The sequence below is a fragment of the Deltaproteobacteria bacterium genome, assembly GCA_030654105.1.
GTDB lineage: Bacteria > Desulfobacterota > SM23-61 > SM23-61 > SM23-61 > JAHJQK01.
In genome coordinates, this window is sequence record JAURYC010000322.1 from 1 (window position 1) to 15,297 (window position 15,297).

General features: G+C 51.5%; 17 protein-coding genes. 1 reads left to right on the top strand and 16 read right to left on the bottom strand.

The genetic code is table 11. From position 1 onward, the window contains the following. Positions 1-366, bottom strand: a 366-nt coding sequence (locus Q7V48_14110) for a PhzF family phenazine biosynthesis protein (protein ID MDO9211861.1), incomplete at its 3' end; no start/stop codon positions are given. Between the two features lie 129 nt (positions 367-495). On the opposite strand from Q7V48_14110, the gene Q7V48_14115 reads away from it, so the two are divergent. Beyond that, positions 496-714, top strand: coding sequence for a hypothetical protein (locus Q7V48_14115; GenBank protein MDO9211862.1), 219 nt, complete (start codon positions 496-498; stop codon positions 712-714). 231 nt (positions 715-945) lie between these two features. Here Q7V48_14115 and Q7V48_14120 read toward each other — a convergent pair whose 3' ends face one another. From Q7V48_14120 to Q7V48_14190, 15 genes are all read right to left on the bottom strand, one after another. Continuing rightward, on the bottom strand, positions 946-1,674 hold the full coding sequence (locus Q7V48_14120; protein ID MDO9211863.1) for a 3-oxoacyl-ACP reductase family protein: 729 nt from the start codon (positions 1,672-1,674) through the stop codon (positions 946-948). Between the two features lie 234 nt (positions 1,675-1,908). Continuing rightward, entirely contained in the window at positions 1,909-3,414 is a 1,506-nt protein-coding gene (locus Q7V48_14125; protein MDO9211864.1) for a long-chain-fatty-acid--CoA ligase, read from the bottom strand. 410 nt (positions 3,415-3,824) lie between these two features. Further along, positions 3,825-4,277: a nucleotidyltransferase gene (locus tag Q7V48_14130; GenBank protein MDO9211865.1), complete on the bottom strand. Its 453-nt coding sequence runs from the start codon at positions 4,275-4,277 to the stop codon at positions 3,825-3,827. Positions 4,278-4,531: 254 nt separating this feature from the next. After that, positions 4,532-4,762: a MoaD/ThiS family protein gene (locus Q7V48_14135; protein ID MDO9211866.1), complete on the bottom strand. Its 231-nt coding sequence runs from the start codon at positions 4,760-4,762 to the stop codon at positions 4,532-4,534. A 4-nt stretch (positions 4,763-4,766) separates the two neighbouring features. Beyond that, the gene (locus Q7V48_14140) at positions 4,767-6,716 is read right to left on the bottom strand and encodes an aldehyde ferredoxin oxidoreductase family protein (protein ID MDO9211867.1); all 1,950 of its coding nucleotides are present in this window, start codon (positions 6,714-6,716) and stop codon (positions 4,767-4,769) included. Positions 6,717-6,943: 227 nt separating this feature from the next. After that, the gene (locus Q7V48_14145) at positions 6,944-7,648 is read right to left on the bottom strand and encodes an ABC transporter ATP-binding protein (GenBank protein ID MDO9211868.1); all 705 of its coding nucleotides are present in this window, start codon (positions 7,646-7,648) and stop codon (positions 6,944-6,946) included. Next, entirely contained in the window at positions 7,641-8,363 is a 723-nt protein-coding gene (locus Q7V48_14150; protein ID MDO9211869.1) for an ABC transporter ATP-binding protein, read from the bottom strand. Before Q7V48_14150 ends, Q7V48_14145 begins: the two co-directional genes overlap by 8 nt. A 1-nt stretch (position 8,364) precedes the next feature. Beyond that, positions 8,365-9,330 (bottom strand): branched-chain amino acid ABC transporter permease, encoded by a 966-nt coding sequence (locus Q7V48_14155; protein MDO9211870.1) that lies wholly within the window; start codon positions 9,328-9,330, stop codon positions 8,365-8,367. Positions 9,331-9,333: 3 nt separating this feature from the next. Continuing rightward, positions 9,334-10,200 carry a branched-chain amino acid ABC transporter permease gene (locus tag Q7V48_14160; GenBank protein ID MDO9211871.1) on the bottom strand — a complete coding sequence of 289 codons (867 nt, stop codon included), beginning with the start codon at positions 10,198-10,200 and terminating at the stop codon, positions 9,334-9,336. Between the two features lie 113 nt (positions 10,201-10,313). Further along, the gene (locus Q7V48_14165; GenBank protein ID MDO9211872.1) at positions 10,314-11,567 is read right to left on the bottom strand and encodes an ABC transporter substrate-binding protein; all 1,254 of its coding nucleotides are present in this window, start codon (positions 11,565-11,567) and stop codon (positions 10,314-10,316) included. A 124-nt stretch (positions 11,568-11,691) separates the two neighbouring features. Further along, on the bottom strand, positions 11,692-11,898 hold the full coding sequence (locus Q7V48_14170; protein MDO9211873.1) for a 3-hydroxyacyl-CoA dehydrogenase NAD-binding domain-containing protein: 207 nt from the start codon (positions 11,896-11,898) through the stop codon (positions 11,692-11,694). Continuing rightward, positions 11,879-12,430, bottom strand: a complete 552-nt coding sequence (locus Q7V48_14175; protein MDO9211874.1) for an O-acetyl-ADP-ribose deacetylase — start codon at positions 12,428-12,430, stop codon at positions 11,879-11,881. Before Q7V48_14175 ends, Q7V48_14170 begins: the two co-directional genes overlap by 20 nt. A gap of 11 nt (positions 12,431-12,441) precedes the next feature. After that, complete coding sequence (locus Q7V48_14180; GenBank protein MDO9211875.1) at positions 12,442-13,278, bottom strand: nitroreductase family protein; 837 nt, start codon at positions 13,276-13,278, stop codon at positions 12,442-12,444. Positions 13,279-13,287: 9 nt separating this feature from the next. Next, positions 13,288-13,701, bottom strand: a complete 414-nt coding sequence (locus Q7V48_14185; GenBank protein MDO9211876.1) for a DUF3568 family protein — start codon at positions 13,699-13,701, stop codon at positions 13,288-13,290. Between the two features lie 117 nt (positions 13,702-13,818). Further along, on the bottom strand, positions 13,819-15,297 hold a 1,479-nt coding region (locus tag Q7V48_14190; GenBank protein MDO9211877.1), incomplete at its 5' end, for an alkaline phosphatase.

Consider the following 15,297-nt stretch of genomic DNA (forward strand, 5'->3'; position numbering starts at 1 on the left):
TTCTTCCGGCTTGGCCGGGAAATCCATTTCGATCCAGTCCCCTTGGCGCTCGGCGGTAAGAATTCCGCTGCGGGTATAAAACCGCGCCTGCTCGTTGGGCTTTAAATCGCCTTTCTCCCACAGGGTGTGGGCGCTGGCCAGGGTAGCATGACCACAAAGGTCGACTTCCACCGCCGAGGTAAACCAGCGCAGATGGAAGCCGTCTGCTTGGCGGAGCAGGAAAGCGGTTTCGGAAAGATTCATTTCCCGGGCCACATTCTGCATCCATTGCTCATCCATCGGCTGGGGAAGGATACAGACGGCCGCCGGATTTCCGGCAAAAGGTTTCGCCGTAAAAGCATCTACTTGAAAGATCGGCACGTTCACAGTTTTTTTCTATTGGAAAATCTTTTATATGGAGAATATCACCAATTTTATCTAAAATATCAAGAAAAATTTACCACGCATCCATTTTGGCAAGGTCAAGGACCTCCTTTCCCAATGGGCGGATCGCCGTTGGCAGTTTGGAAAAGAATGAGAACGAAGCTGGCCGAGCTCAAAACCTTAGCCAACAAGAAGGATGTACCTTACCAGAGTCTTGCCAAGGTATATTTAGCCAGGCAGATCGCTCTGGAACGTGGATCCCTGAGTCGCTCTCCAAGGAAAAAGAGAGACTACAGAGCCCATGCCCGCCAAGGTGTGCCAGCAGGTGCGTCACAAGATTTAAATCGCTGAGCTTGCAACGGTTTTTCTGGTTCCAACTATGGCAAGATATACTTAGTGTTGTACCCCCGAAGCCATCCCCAATATATTGGGGAGCATCCTTATTGATTTCTTCCTGAAATTCCTGAAATTATCCTGAAATCAACGGTTGACATATTCTGTCAAGGGGTGTAGGTTTCTGCCAATAATCTTCAATGCCCGAAGCATCCCTTGACTCAACAGTTGGTGAAGTCGTCAGTCAATTTACCGGAAGTACATACCGCCGTTGAGGGCAATGACTTGTCCGGTCGCGTACTCATTGCCTGCAAGAAAAATAACGGCTTCGGCCACCTCATCTACTCGCCCCAGCCTTCCCAGAGGGATTTGTTTACGTCGGCTTTCCTCATCGGGAATCATATCGGTGGCGATTAAAGACGGGGCCACTGCCGTCACGGTAATCCCTTCTTTCACCAGGCGGGAAGCATAGGCCCGGGTAAGGCCTTCGATCCCCGCCTTGGAGGCCGTATAATGTAAACCTACTCCCCCGCCCGTTTTGGCTGCGCCAGAAGATATGTTGATAATCCGGCCCCAGCGTCGCCTCCGCATGCCGGGAAGAACAGCCTGGGTAACCAAGAAAACTGATTTGAGGTTTGCGGTTAAAACTTCATCCCAATCCGCTTCCGTGGTAGCTTCTATGTTCTGATGCCGGGCGATTCCCGCGTTGTTCACCAGAATATCCACCGGTCCGAGATCCCTCTCTACAGTGGCGATCATGTTCGTAACGTCGGCTGAGCGGGATACATCGGCTTGAATTACAATTGCCCGGCGGCCCTGGGAGGTTACTTGCTGTAAAGTGTCCCGGGCTTCCTTTTCCTTAGTTTTGTAGTTCACGGCGACATCTGCTCCGCAACCAGCCAGCCCGACAGCGATGGCCCGCCCGATGCCTCGACTGGCGCCTGTGACCAAAGCAATTTTACCCTGCAAATCACCCATGCTCAACCTCCTCTTTTAGCAGCCCACGCCTCTACTGGATAAGGAGCCATATTTTCCGGCCCGACAAAAATTTGCACAGCCCCGATCGACATTTTGGAATGATGGCTACCTCGAACCCGCTTTATCTTTAGCCTGTTATCCGGTTTCTCATCCATACTCAGCTGCCTGAATTTATTCTTCCGTTACCTTTTCCACTTTCTCGGTCACTTTTTCCAGGTAACCCGCCAATCGCTTTTATTGTAACTTTCTCAGTTCCTTTTTCAGTACTTTGCCCACCAGGCTCTTGGGCAGGGCCTTCATAAAGGCAACTTCTTTGGGGACCAGAAAACTCGTGAGTTTTGTTTGGCAATATTCGATGATTTCCTCTGCCGTGGCGGTCTGCCCGGGTTTCAATACAACAAAAGCTTTGATATTCTCTCCGTAGACGTCATCCTTAATTCCAATCACCGCTGCCTCTGATACTTTGGGATGCTTGAAAAGAACCTCTTCTATGACCCGCGGTGAGATGTTTTCGCCGGCTTTGATGATCAAATCCTTCTTCCGATCCGTGATCCAGAAGTAACCATCCTCATCCACATAACCGACATCGCCCGTATGGAGCCACCCCTCCCTGAGAATCTCTGCCGTTTCCCTGGGCTTATTCCAATACCCCTTCATGAGCATGGGTCCTTTGATTACGATCTCTCCTTCTTTTCCCGGAAGAAGCACTCTTCCGGCATCGTCAACAACGCGCATCTCGGTGCCCTTCATGGGCAGGCCAATAGAACCGACCTTTTTTAAGCCCTCCAAGGGGTTAACCGAGTTGTTGGCGCCCGCCTCCGTCAACCCCCAGCCCTCAATGATCTCAAAGCCGAAGATCTCCTTAAACTTCTTCCAGGTCGCGAGGGCCAGCGGCGCCGACCCTGATATCCAGTATTTCATGGAACTCAAATCGTACTTCCTTGGTTCCGGGTATAAAAGCATAAAAACATACATGGTGGGGACCCCGGCCATAATGTTGGCGCGGTATTTTTCAATAGAGGCCAAGATGGTTTCTACACTAAAGGAGTTGAGAAGCACTGTTTTGCCGCGCCGGAAAAGGCCATTATTCATGCTCGCGATGCCATAAGAATGGCAAAGGGGAAGGACGCTAACGCTGGTCATGCCATCCGGCAGGGCGACAGATTCGTACTGCATCCGGGCATTGGCATAGAGGCTGTAATGCGAGTGCATAACTCCCTTGGGCCTGCCGGTGGTTCCCGCGGTATAGATCAACGCCGCCAGTTCATCGTCCTCTGTCTCCACAACGTCCAGCTCCGCGGAGCTTTTTTCGACAAGCTGCCAGTAGGAAAGGGTCCCTGCGGAGACATCTTGGTCTATGAGAATAACGGTTTCCAGGCTCGGAACCTTTGATTGGCCAGCACGTATTTTGGGAAGAAAGGCCTGGCTGCTGATTACTACTTTTGCCCCGGAATCCTCATAGATATAAGCAGTTTCTTCCTCTCCGACAAGATAGTTGATCGGGACAACCACTGCGCCAATCTCCCACACAGCTTGAAAGCCCTGGAGAACCTCCGGGCAATTGGGCATCTGCAGGATGACCCTGTCTCCCCGCTTTATCCCGAGATTCTTGAGCGCCTTGGCCAGTTTTTTAGCCGCTCGAGCCATCTCCCCATTGGTAATTTCCCGGTCCTCGAAGGTGATGCTTACATATTCACCCCGTTCCTTTACCCTGTCTTCAGCGAGCTTGGCGATATTCATAATTTCCTTCCATGCGACAATGGTTATTAGGTCCGAATTTAAAAAAACCCCGCCTCAGTTTCAAAAGCGAGGTTTAAAAATTTCTCATAAATAGCTCCTCCGAAAATAAGCTTGGAGAAAGCCTTTAGGTGATCTACCAGATATTAATCGTTTACGGGTAAATGATATCTATTGAAAAAATTTCCCTCAAGGAATGAGCAGCAGGTACCTTTTTTGTCCCTTTCCAAACAATGATGGCTTCGTAAAAAGTCCATCTGCGGCGTTGCGCTGCTTCCTTCGTCGTTGCGGCGTACTTGTAAGTACACCTCACTCCTCAGGATTTGCGCGCCTTGCATCTGGAGCTTTTTACATTGCCATCCAAATTTTGACTTTTTACGAGTCCATCAAACAATAGTAGGCGAATTAAGGATTTAATCTTTTTCTTCTTTCGAAATTTCCAACAATTTTATATCTGAAAGATCAATTTCACGACCAGAGGCACGTTTTGTTGCGATCAAGTCGGCTTTGCTAACAACATAGAATTCTTGCCCTTGGTACACCATCTTCTCTCGTCGTTTCCATGCTTCATCAAAAATGAGGCCGGGTGTAGATGTTTGGGCATCTATTCTTACTTTATCTTTAAAAACTGTGATTTCATTAGAGAGAAGTTCCTCTGCAGTAGTAAGCGTGGCCGTCCCCATTTCAGCATCAACCAATGCCTTAAGTAAGTTTTGGGCATTGGGGAGGGTTGCTTCAATCAAAATATCAAGGTCGAATGTTGCTCTGGGCACTCCATAAAGAATGGAAGCGATCCCCCCGATAACCAGATATTTGACGTCATGTTTTTGAAAGGACGCGAACACGCCTTTTAGTCTGTTGAGCATCTCTTGTTTCCACGATTTTGGGGTTGACCGTCAAAATAAGATCTGTAAAGGCGCAGAGCATTTCCATTCGTTCTTCAAGAGATATGGATTTGAACCACCGAGCCTTTGCCTCGGGGGTTTCTTCTCTTCGATCATGTGAGATCAACGTTTTCATCCAAAACGAAAAATACCATTAACTCATTTAAATATCAAGATATTTTATCTGATTTAAGGGGAAAATGTGTAGCGGTTGGGATGGGCAAAAAATCTAACCCTTATCCCCCGGCTAAAGGGGCGATTAAAGTAAGGGTATCGTTTTCTTTGAGGATGGATTCTTTGGTAGCGCGGGTGCCGTTGATCTGAATAAATCCGATTTCCCAATTCTTCAGGTTCAGGCGAGCGATAACTTGGGAGACGGAAGTTCCCTCGGGGATCGTAAAAGAGGTAACTTTAATCCCTTCTTCTAAGCTTTTTAACGTACCAACCGTTTTAACGTGGATGATCATCTTGTCATTTCGGATTTCGGAATGCGGATTTCGGATTTAAAAAATTTTGCCTTCCACCTTGAGCCTGATGCCTGGTTCCTTGGGCCTTGCGCCTTACGCCGTACGCCTTACGGTTTTTGATTTTGTTGGCGGCTTCTCCCAGTCCCAGGGCAAGAAGTTTTTCCCTTTTGGGAATTCCTTTTTCATCCCATCCCCGGAATTCGTAATACTCCCTACGCATCTCTAAGAAGAGCTTTTCTCCTGCGTTGGGTGGTTTTCCGGGCCGTAAATTCTCCAAAATTCTCGGGGCCATCGTATCCCGTTCGGCAGAGATGCCCATCAAAACATTGTAAGCCCGCTTCAGGTTGTAAAGGCGGTCCCCCACTTCCATTAAGTCTGCACTGTTTAATTCCCAGCCCGCCAGGCCCTTGAGCCACTGGCAGAGCGTCTGGTGAGAGATGCGGGCGAAGAATAAAAATTTGCAGAGGCCCAAGCCGTTGAAGACCGCCATGTAATTCTGCATTTGGGCGGTCATCTTACCCTTCCCCTCGCCCGAAATTCCCTCCATCCCCGAGGGGTACCCGATCTCGGGGACAGGAACACCCCCTTCCACCTGATGGGAAAATCCTTCCAGATGGCAGGCGCCGCGATTGGAAGTAGCCCAACTTAGGGCCAGGCTTACTGTAGGGGTGGGATTCGTCTGGGAAATTTCCAATCCTTTGGAATGCAGAGCAAAACTTTCCGTCTCCCTGCCCAAGGCTTTGGCCGCCTTCTCCACTCCATCTGCGAAAAGCGCCCCGATCCCTTGCCGCCTGGCAATCTTTTCAATCAAAGAAGCAATCGCCTGCGCATCGCCCCATTTTAAAGCCAGCTTGTCGGTTTCCCGAAGGATACCCTTCGTGAAAGATTCGATGGCGAAGGCCACAGCGATTCCCGCGGACATGGTATCCAGGCCCAGGTCATTGCAGAGATAATTCAGGTTGATGATCGCCTTCAGGTCATCGTTCAGAAGCAGAGACCCCAGGCTGCTCAGGGTTTCATATTCCGGGCCATGGCCAACCACTCCCGCATAGGGACCTTCACCCCCTTTGACATCTTTGCCGCAGCGGATGGGACAGGAGAAACAGCCATAATGTTTTTCCACATAGTTGGCCGCCATGGTCGGCCCGGAAAGCTTCTTGGCACCCTCCCAGTGGGAGAGGAGAAAATTTTTTATGGGCAACGCGCCAACTGCTTCCTTGGATTCGATGAGGGCAGCCGTGCCGAACTTGCTCAGGCCCTCGACAAATTTAAGATGGGGGGAAAAATGGTGAAAGGCTTCCTGAATAATTTTGGGATCGGCAAGCGCCGGCCTTTTCTCTCCCCGGACCACCACGGCTTTCAGGTTTTTCGCCCCCATCACTGCACCGAGGCCTGTACGCCCCATAACTCGGGCTTCCGCCCCACCTGTGATTACCCCGGCCATGAAGCTTCGCGTCTCTCCTGCCGGGCCGATGGCTGCCACCCGGGCTTTGGGATCGGTCTCTTCCAATAATTTTGTAGTCGTCTCAAAAGTTCCCTTACCCCAAAGGGATGCGGCGCTGCGGATTTCTGCTCCTTTCGGGGTGACCCAGAGATATGAAGGTTCTTGGGCCCTGCCCGTGATCACCAGTCCATCGAATCCGGTGAATTTAAGCTCCGGCCCCCAGTACCCGCCAGCATTGGCTTCTCCCCAATGCCCCAGGGGAGATTTGGCGCAGACGGAAACCCGGCAGCCGCAGGGGACAGGAATTCCAGTGAAGAGGCCGGTCATAAAGATAAGCGGATTGTCCGGATGGAAGGCATCGCCGGAAGGATCAAAACGATCAAGGAGGATCGAGGCGGCCAGGCCGCTTCCCCCGAAGTATTTGCGCAGAACTACATCGCCGTATTTAACTACCTGCGTCTTCCGGGCGGATAAATCGACTTCCAGGATGCAATAGGAAATTCCAGCCATGGAGAGATTCCTTTCAAAAAAACAGGTGATTATTTGCCACAGAGGTCACCGAGATTACAGAGGTTTAAATACATTCCCTAATGAAGAGAATAAACGAAAGAACGAATTAAACTTGATACCTGCTATGCGCTATTGCTTGTCACCCATCACAGTTTTTATTATATCATTCTCTGTGAACTCTGTGCCCTCTGTGGCTAAAAATTTTTAGCAGTCTTCGGAAGGATTGTTTACATTCCCAGGTAAGCTTTGCGAATCATATCACTTTTCAGGAGCTCGGATCCCGCCCCTTCAAGGACAATGGACCCGGTCTGAAGAACATAGGCCCGATCAGCGAGTTGGAGAGCGTCCCGCACCTTCTGCTCCACCAGAAGGATGGTTGTCCCTTGAGAGCTGATTCTCTTCAGTACCTCGATCACCTTTACCGAAAGGGAAGGCATCAGACCCAGCGAGGGTTCATCGAGCATCATCAATTTTGGCTTGGACATGAGCCCGCGGGCGATAGCCAGCATTTGCTGTTCTCCGCCGGATAGCGTCTCTCCCCTCTGATTCTTTCTCTCATCGAGGATGGGAAAGAGTTGGTAAATTTCCCCAAGGCTTTGCTGAACCTCCAAATTCGACCGGCGGGTATGGGCTCCAACGAGCAGGTTGTCCATCACCGTCAGCTTGCTGAAAATCTTCCGCCCTTCAGGGATATGCGAAAGGCCCAAAGCTGTGATCTGAAATGGGGGGAGGGTATCAATCCTCTGGCCTTGGAAGCTGATCTCCCCGGTCAATGGCCGGAGGAGGCCGGAAATGGTCTTTAAGATGGTCGATTTGCCCGCGCCATTGGAGCCGACGATGGAGACCATCTGTCCTTTTTCCACCTTAAAAGAAACCTCGCGGATGACCGGCACCCCTAAGTAGCTTACGCTGATCTTCTTCACCTCAAGCATGGTAAGCCTCCCCCAGATACGCCTCGATGACCCGAGGGTTTTTGATGATCTTTTCCGGAGTGTCTTCCGCGATTTTCTTGCCGGAGTCAAAAACCACAACCCGTTCGGAGATGGACATGATCACTTCCATGACGTGCTCGACCACGATCAGGGTGATGCCGCGGTCACGGATCTTTTTAATCAACTCGATGGCCTCGATCGTCTCCGTGGCATTGAGACCCGCCATGGCTTCATCCAGCATGAGGAGATGCGGTTTGGTGGCTAAAGCCTTGGATATCTCCAGGCGCTTGTGGTCGGCAATGGTCAGATTGCCGACCAAAGAGTCTTTCTTCTCGTAAAGTCCCGTGAACTTCAGGATCTCCATCGTCTCCCGATAAGCCTCGGCCGAATTCGCCGTGCGGCAGAAGGCCCCTACGATGACGTTTTCCCAGGTCGTCATTTCCCGGAATACCTGGACGATTTGAAAGGTCCGAGCCAAGCCGAGCCGGCAGACCCGGTTCGGACGAAGGCCCGTTATGAGATGGCCGCCGAACTGAACCGCCCCGTTTTGCGGAGTAAGATAACCCGTCAGGCAGTTAAAAAAAGTGGTCTTGCCGGCGCCATTGGGCCCGATCAGTCCGATAATCTCTCCTTTGCGAACGGAAAGACTGACGTCATCCACCGCGGCCAGGCTGCCAAATTTCATGGTCAGGTTTTTCACATTGAGAATTTCCATACTATGATTTTCCTGTTTTGCGAAGGAATCCAACCAGCCCCTGAGGCTGATAGACGGAAATGAATAGGATCAAGGCTCCGAAAACGATCAGGTCCATCCCTTTCCCGGTTCCGCCCAGCAGAATGCGGCTGTATTCCGAGAGGGGAATCAACATGGCGGCGCCCAGGATCGGGCCGATCACGGTCCCGGCCCCTCCCAGGACGGTAATCAACACAATCTTGATGGAGATGTCCAAGGAGAGAACCGAAGGCGGATCGATGAAGAGAATATATTGGGCGTAAAAAGAGCCGCAGATGGCCGTCAGGAAAGCGCTGATCATCATGGCAATCACTTTATATTTCGAGGTGTCGATTCCCAGGCCTTCGGCGGCTTCGTGGCTCTGTTTGATCGCGCGCAGGTAAAAACCCAAACGCGAGCGGTTGATCTTGTAGGCCAGAAGGAGAACCGCCACAAAGAGGATGAAAGCGATGTAGAAATAGGGCATTTTGGTTTTGTACCACATGAAGTTGACCAAGCCTTCCGGCAGAACGGGGGCGGGAAGGCCAATGGCTCCCTCCACGAAATCCCAGTTGGCAAAGAGGCGTTCGGCAATTTCGGCCACGGCAAAAGTGGAGATGGCGAAATAATGTCCTTTGAGACGAAAGACAGGATAGCCGATGAGTACGGCGACAATGACCGCAACTCCTCCGCCGATCAGCATTCCAACCCAGGGGCTTAAATCAAATCTCTTCAATAAAACCAGGGCGGCATACGCTCCGATGCCGAAGAATGTGGCATGTCCAAAGGAGACCTGGCCGGCGAATCCGCCGATCACATTCCAGGCCTGGCTCAAGGTGGCAAAGAGCATGAACATGATCAAAACGTGGTGAAAGTGGATGTTGCTCGTAGAAAAAGGAAGAAAAAGCAGAACGAGCAGAGTGATGAGAACCCAGGGTTTTTTTAATAAGGCAAGAGCGCTTGTTTCCATATCCTACCACCCGAAAAGGCCTTTGGGCCGGATAGAGATGATCACTAAATACATCGCGAAGACGATGGTGTATTTGAAAACCGGGGAGATGAAAACCCCGCCGGCGGTTTCTACCACTCCGATGAGGATCCCGGCATAGAAGGCTCCGGTAATATTTCCAAACCCCCCCAGAGCCACGGTGACGAAGGCCAGAATTGTAAAGAGACCCCCGACGCTCGGAAAGACATAATAAAAGTTCATCAGCAGGGCCCCGGCGACCCCTACGCAGGCGCCCCCCAAGCCGAAGGTCAGCGCGTAGATCCGGTCGATATTAATACCCATCAGCAGGGCCGTGTCCCGGTCTAAGGCCGCCGCTCGAATGGCCCGGCCGGTTTTCGTCCGGAAGATCAAATAATAAACAGCATAGGTGATGAGGGCGCTCCCACAAGCCGCAATCAGCTCCGGTAGGCTTACGTTGAGGTTGAAGATGCTCAAGGTCTTATCGCCTAAAATGGCCCCCTGGACCTGCCGGAAATCCGGGGTCCAGAAGAATTGAGCCAGGTTTTTAATAAGGATGGAAAGGCCGAAAGTCGCCAGGAGGGCCGTCAATCCGGGAGCATTGAGAACCTTTTTGATGATGAAGTAGTACGTGCCTACCCCGATGGCAAAGAGGAGAGCAACCGTAACCGGCAGGGACCAGAGGGGATCAATGGCCCAAAGAGAGAACATCCAGAAGGAGAAAAACATGGCCAGCATGAGGAACTCGCCATGGGCGAAATTAAGGATGTCCATCACGCCCCAAATCAACGTCAACCCGACGGCGATCAGGGCAAAGATCAAACCCATGAGCAGGCCGCTAACCAGTATCTGCAGCAGGATATCAAGATCCATGGTTGAGTGTCTCCCTACAAATGGCGAGGACTTAAGCCAGCGACTCCAGGCTTAAGTCCTCGCGGTTCGGCATTGCTGTTATTGCCTGTAGGTGAATTGCTTATGGCCCCGGTCTATCTTTTATCCCAAGGCTTGAACGGCCAGACCATCTCGGCAGCAGCCATTTCGCCGGGCCAGATAACCCGGTACTGACCGTTCTGAACCTGGGAGATGTGGGAAATGATCTTGATGTTCTGCCCGTGCTCGTTGAACTTTACTCCATCGCCCGGCAGGGTGGGGGTTTTGAGATCCGTGGTCCGCAGAGCCTGGACGACTTTTTCGGGATCCGTGGATTGGGCCCGGTTGAAGGCATCGGCAATGACCAGTACCGACGTGAATCCTTCAATGGTAACCCCATCAAAATCCACACCGGAACGCTTCTTGTACATTTCGTTGATCTTTCCCAAAACGGGCTTCTTGGTAATGAAGTCCACGCTGAAGGTGCACTGCCCCATGTAAAATTCGGCGTCCTTCTTCATATTCAGGACGAACGAGGGGTCGTGATACCCGCCGCAGTAGGCGAGATTGGCCATGAATTCCACTTTCTGTTCCTTAAAAGCCTTGGCAAACAGCATCATATCTCCCAGCAAAGAGGCCTGGATGATCACATCCGGTTTTGCCGCCTTTATCTTCAAAACTTCGCTCTTTACGTCCGTAGACTTGAAGGTGTACGGGACATCGGCCACGATTTTGTAGCCTCTCTTATCGGCCTGCTTCTTGGCCTCTCCCCGGGCGTGCACTCCGAACTCTGTGTTCTCATAGACCAGGGCGACTTTCTCCACCTTTTTGCCCTTCTTTTTCATTTCGTCCAAGAAGTCAAAGAAGGCAATCGAATCCTCCGCATCCGTGGGGGCGATCCGGAAGAAATACTTCAAACCACGCTCGGTCAGTGCTGCGGAGGAGGACTCGGCGCAGACGAAGGGAATTTTGAACCGCTCGGCCACGAAACTCGCCGATTTGGACACGCTGGACTGATAGGCCCCCAGGAGCAAGGGAACTTTTTCCTGGGTGATCAGGCGCTCGGCCTCGGTCTTGCCGACTTCCGGGGAAGCCTGGCTGTCTCCCCAGATGACCTGGAGCTTGGCTCCCTTCAAATTGGGGATTCCTTCCGTCCGGGCAAACGGAATGTCGAAATCATACTTGTTGTTAATCACATCGATTGCCGTTTCAATCGCGTGCTTGGATCTAAGCCCGGAAGAAGCAATGGCTCCTGTGAGAGGATAGATCGACCCAATGCGGATCACATCGGCTGCCTCTGCCAGGGAAGCTCCCAGGGCAAAAACGATGACCGCAAAAATGACAGAAATACTCCCAACCTTTTTCATCATGTTTTCCTCCTCCTTGTTTTTCCGGCAATATATGAATTTAAGCACAGATTTCCTTGGCTCAGCAGGGTGATTCTTTACTCTTAGCCCTCTAGGCTAAGATAAAATATCGTAACCGTTTTTTTTGTCAAGGTGTTTTTTTAAAACCTAAGCTGCAAAAAGCTTTAACTGTTGAATTAAACGACGATCCCGCTCCCGGATCTTTCTTCAAGATCCTCGGATCGATGTCGTATAAGAATACCGGATAGCCCTTTTGGGCAAAGACCATGGCAAAACCATGGCCCATGATCCCGGCGCCGACGATGGCGATTTTTTTAATTTGATTTACTTTCATTGGGCCAAAGGTCCTTCAAGGCCTCTTCGTAGGCTTGGTAGGCGTCCTTTCCGAAAAGAACAAAGCGTACCCGCTGGATATCTGGATGACGCTTCAAGTAATCCAGCACTGTCTTCAGGGCAATGGGGGCGGCTTCTTCCAAGGGGTACCCATAGGCCCCCGTGCTGATTGAGGGAAAGGCGATGCTTGGCAGCTTGTTCGCGCTGGCCACCTCCAAACTCCTTCGGTAGCAGCTGGCCAGGAGTTCAGGCGCTTTCTTGCCTGCTGCATGATAAATCGGCCCGACGGTGTGAATAACCTGTTTAGCTTTTAGATTGTATCCTTTGGTGCTTTTGGCGTCTCCGGTTTCACACCCTCCCAAAGGCCGGCATTCCGCCAGGAGCTGCGGGCCCGCCACGCGATGAATGGCCCCGTCAACTCCCCCTCCTCCGAGGAGGGTCCGGTTGGCCGCATTGACGATGGCATCCGTATCCTGCTCCGTGATGTCTCCCTGTAAAAGCTCTATCACAGCTTTGCCGACCCTAACTTCCACGGCACCCTCCTTTACAGCCAGCGGACGGCTGGCGGCTTACGCTGGACCAATTTTTTGAATTTAAGGACGGGGTAACCTACTGTGCAGCAGGTGAAGATTTTATTCTCCGGGGGAATCCCCAATTCTTTGGCGATGGACGGATCCTTTTCGGCAGCCGTAATGAAATACCCGACGATGCAGGTCCCCAGGCCTATGGCTTGGGCCTGGAGCATGATATGCGCCATGGCCAGGGCGCAATTCTGCGCCGAAGAAATATTTTCCGCCGGAGCATGGATGATAATCAGCGCCGGGGCGTGGCGAAAGATGCGGTCTTTACCGGCCTGATAATACTCCCAGTTCAGCCGAATCCCGCGCATATGGGTTTGCAGCCAGGGGGGCAGTTTCACTCCGGGAGCGCTGAGCATCTTATACAGGTTCCCGGAAAAGATGGCGGTCCGTTCGGCCAGGGTCCGGATGAGTTTCCTGTCCTGGATGACCACAAACTGGAAGTTCTGGGAGTTATGCCCTGTGGGTGCGTAACGGGCAATATCGATCATTTTTTCCAAAACTTCCTTGGACACTTCTTTTTCGGCAAAAACTCGGCAACTTCTGCGGGAGCGGAGAAAGGTGGTTAGGGTTGCGGGAGATACCATCAGATCTTCTGGAAGGTCTGGGAACTCCCGTAGATTCATACCCTCAATGGTAATGGCATCTACCGGACAGAGGGCTAAGCAGTGTCCACAGAACGTACAATACTCCTCGTCAACGACCCGAAGGCTTTCGCCTTCCGCCACGAATATGGACGGGCAGGCCAGGGTGCAATCTCCGCAGGAAATACATTTCTTTCTGTCTATTTCTATTTTTCCCATATTCCCCTGTCATTTTTTTAGGTTCTTAGCGATCAATTCCTGAATTCTTTTGGAATAGGCCTCATCTCCAAAGACTCCGCTGCGTACCTTCACTGTCGTGACCTCTTTGGAGGTGGCCTCTAAGGCGATCTGGAAATCTCTTCCTTCGTCGGTCTTTCCTTTGATCACCCGGTTTTGGTCCAGATTGTCGATAGACTTTTCCGTAGTCCGCATCTTCAATTCTTCGGCTGCAGCCAGCGAGGCCTGCCAGGCTTTTTCCATCGGAGCAGCATAGGCTTGCTTCAGCTCACCGCGGATATACTCCGCAGCCCCGATGCCCACTCCGACCCCTGCCCCAGCGGCAAAGAATACTGCGCAACCCGTACTCGCGATTAACACGGAAACCATGAACCCCACTCCCAACCCCTTTAACCAATAATTCATCCCAACCTCCTTTTTTTTAATTTCGGAGTCCAGAGTTCGGAGTTCGGCGTAAAAAAAAACATCATGCTTTGTGACTCTGATTTCCGAACTCCGAACTTATAACTCCGAACTTTTTTCTCATTTAGGTGCAGGCAGAGAAGCACCCCATTCTTGGGCAATGATCTTGGGAAGGTCGGTGTTGTCCAAAAGACCCCTTAGTTTCTCCGACCCAGGTCCGCGACCAAAGACCATTACGGGGGTGTGGGTATGCGTCCCCACGGCCCAGGCTGTGTTCATTTCTTTGGCGAAGAGGCGGCCCAACCGGTTTGTGGCCGTATCAGCGCTAAACCAGTGATACACGCCATAGTCCTGGGACTCAATAATTACCTTCTGAGTGTCTCTGGCTAAGATTGATGCTGCCTGTTCCTCTGTTATAGAAAAAACACTATTCTCTTCAATTTCCTTTTTGAGGTTTGCTGGGTCTCCTTTGCTGTCAATGACCATTTTCAGGAAAGACTTCTTCTGCTTAGCCATTTTTTCGAAGATAGTTTTATCGGCGAAATTATACTTCGTCTTCCACGTCTCCCCACTGGGCAACTTCACCGGTGCAGGAGGCTGATAACTGCTGTAGGCAATGGCCAGACCTCCCGTGTCATGATCTGCAGTCACAACGACTAAGGTATCCGGGTTCTGTTCAGCAAAGGCCTTAACCAACCCAATCGCCTGATCAAATTCCATCATTTCATGAAGCACGCTGGCCACGTCGTTTCCATGTTCGACCCAGTCCACCTGCCCTCCCTCGACCATCAGAAAAAACCCCTGGGTATTTCTTTTCAAAATCTCCAAGGCCTTCCCGGTCAACTGAGATAGAGTCGGTACGCCGGTTTGGTGTTGAGGCTGGCGGTCAACGGCGCTGGGGAATCCTGAAGCGGAAAAAAGCCCCAAGACCTTCTCGGTTTTTTGCACGTCCAGGGCAAGAAGTTCCTTTTCGTTGGCCACGAAGGCATACCTCTTAATCTTGGCTTCAGCGATCAGATTCCGATTGTCTTTTCTCCTGGATCCGCCCCATCCGGCTTTTTTATCAATTCCTTTCAGGTCGGGATGCTCTTCCACTTTCCCCCCTGCAGGAATAAAATGCTGCGCTCCACCTGAGAAGGCCACCGCCAAGTCTCCTCGCTCCACAAGCTGGGCGGCAATTTCGTTCTCCATATCCCGGTGAATGATGCTGGCATAAAAGGCTGCTGGGGTCGCGTGAGTCATCCGCGTGTTGCTGATCACGCCAGCTGATTTTCCCAATTCTTGGGCAATATCCACCAGGGTCTTCATTGACCTGCCATTATGATCTTTCCCGATGATGGCGTCCCGGGTCTTCACCCCAGAAGCCAGGGCGGTAGCTGCCGAGGCTGAATCTGTGACCACCGTGCCGTACTGATAGGTCAGGCAATAACCGGTATTGCCGGCCGCCATCAACCGTTCCATGTGCAAGGGTTTTTCCGGCCCGTTCATGAATCGGTTGTAATAAATCGCCAGGCCAACCGCTTGAGGCCCCATACCGTCACCGATCAGTAAAATGACGTTCTTCGCCCCTGCGCCCTGGGCCGGCGAGAACCAGAACAC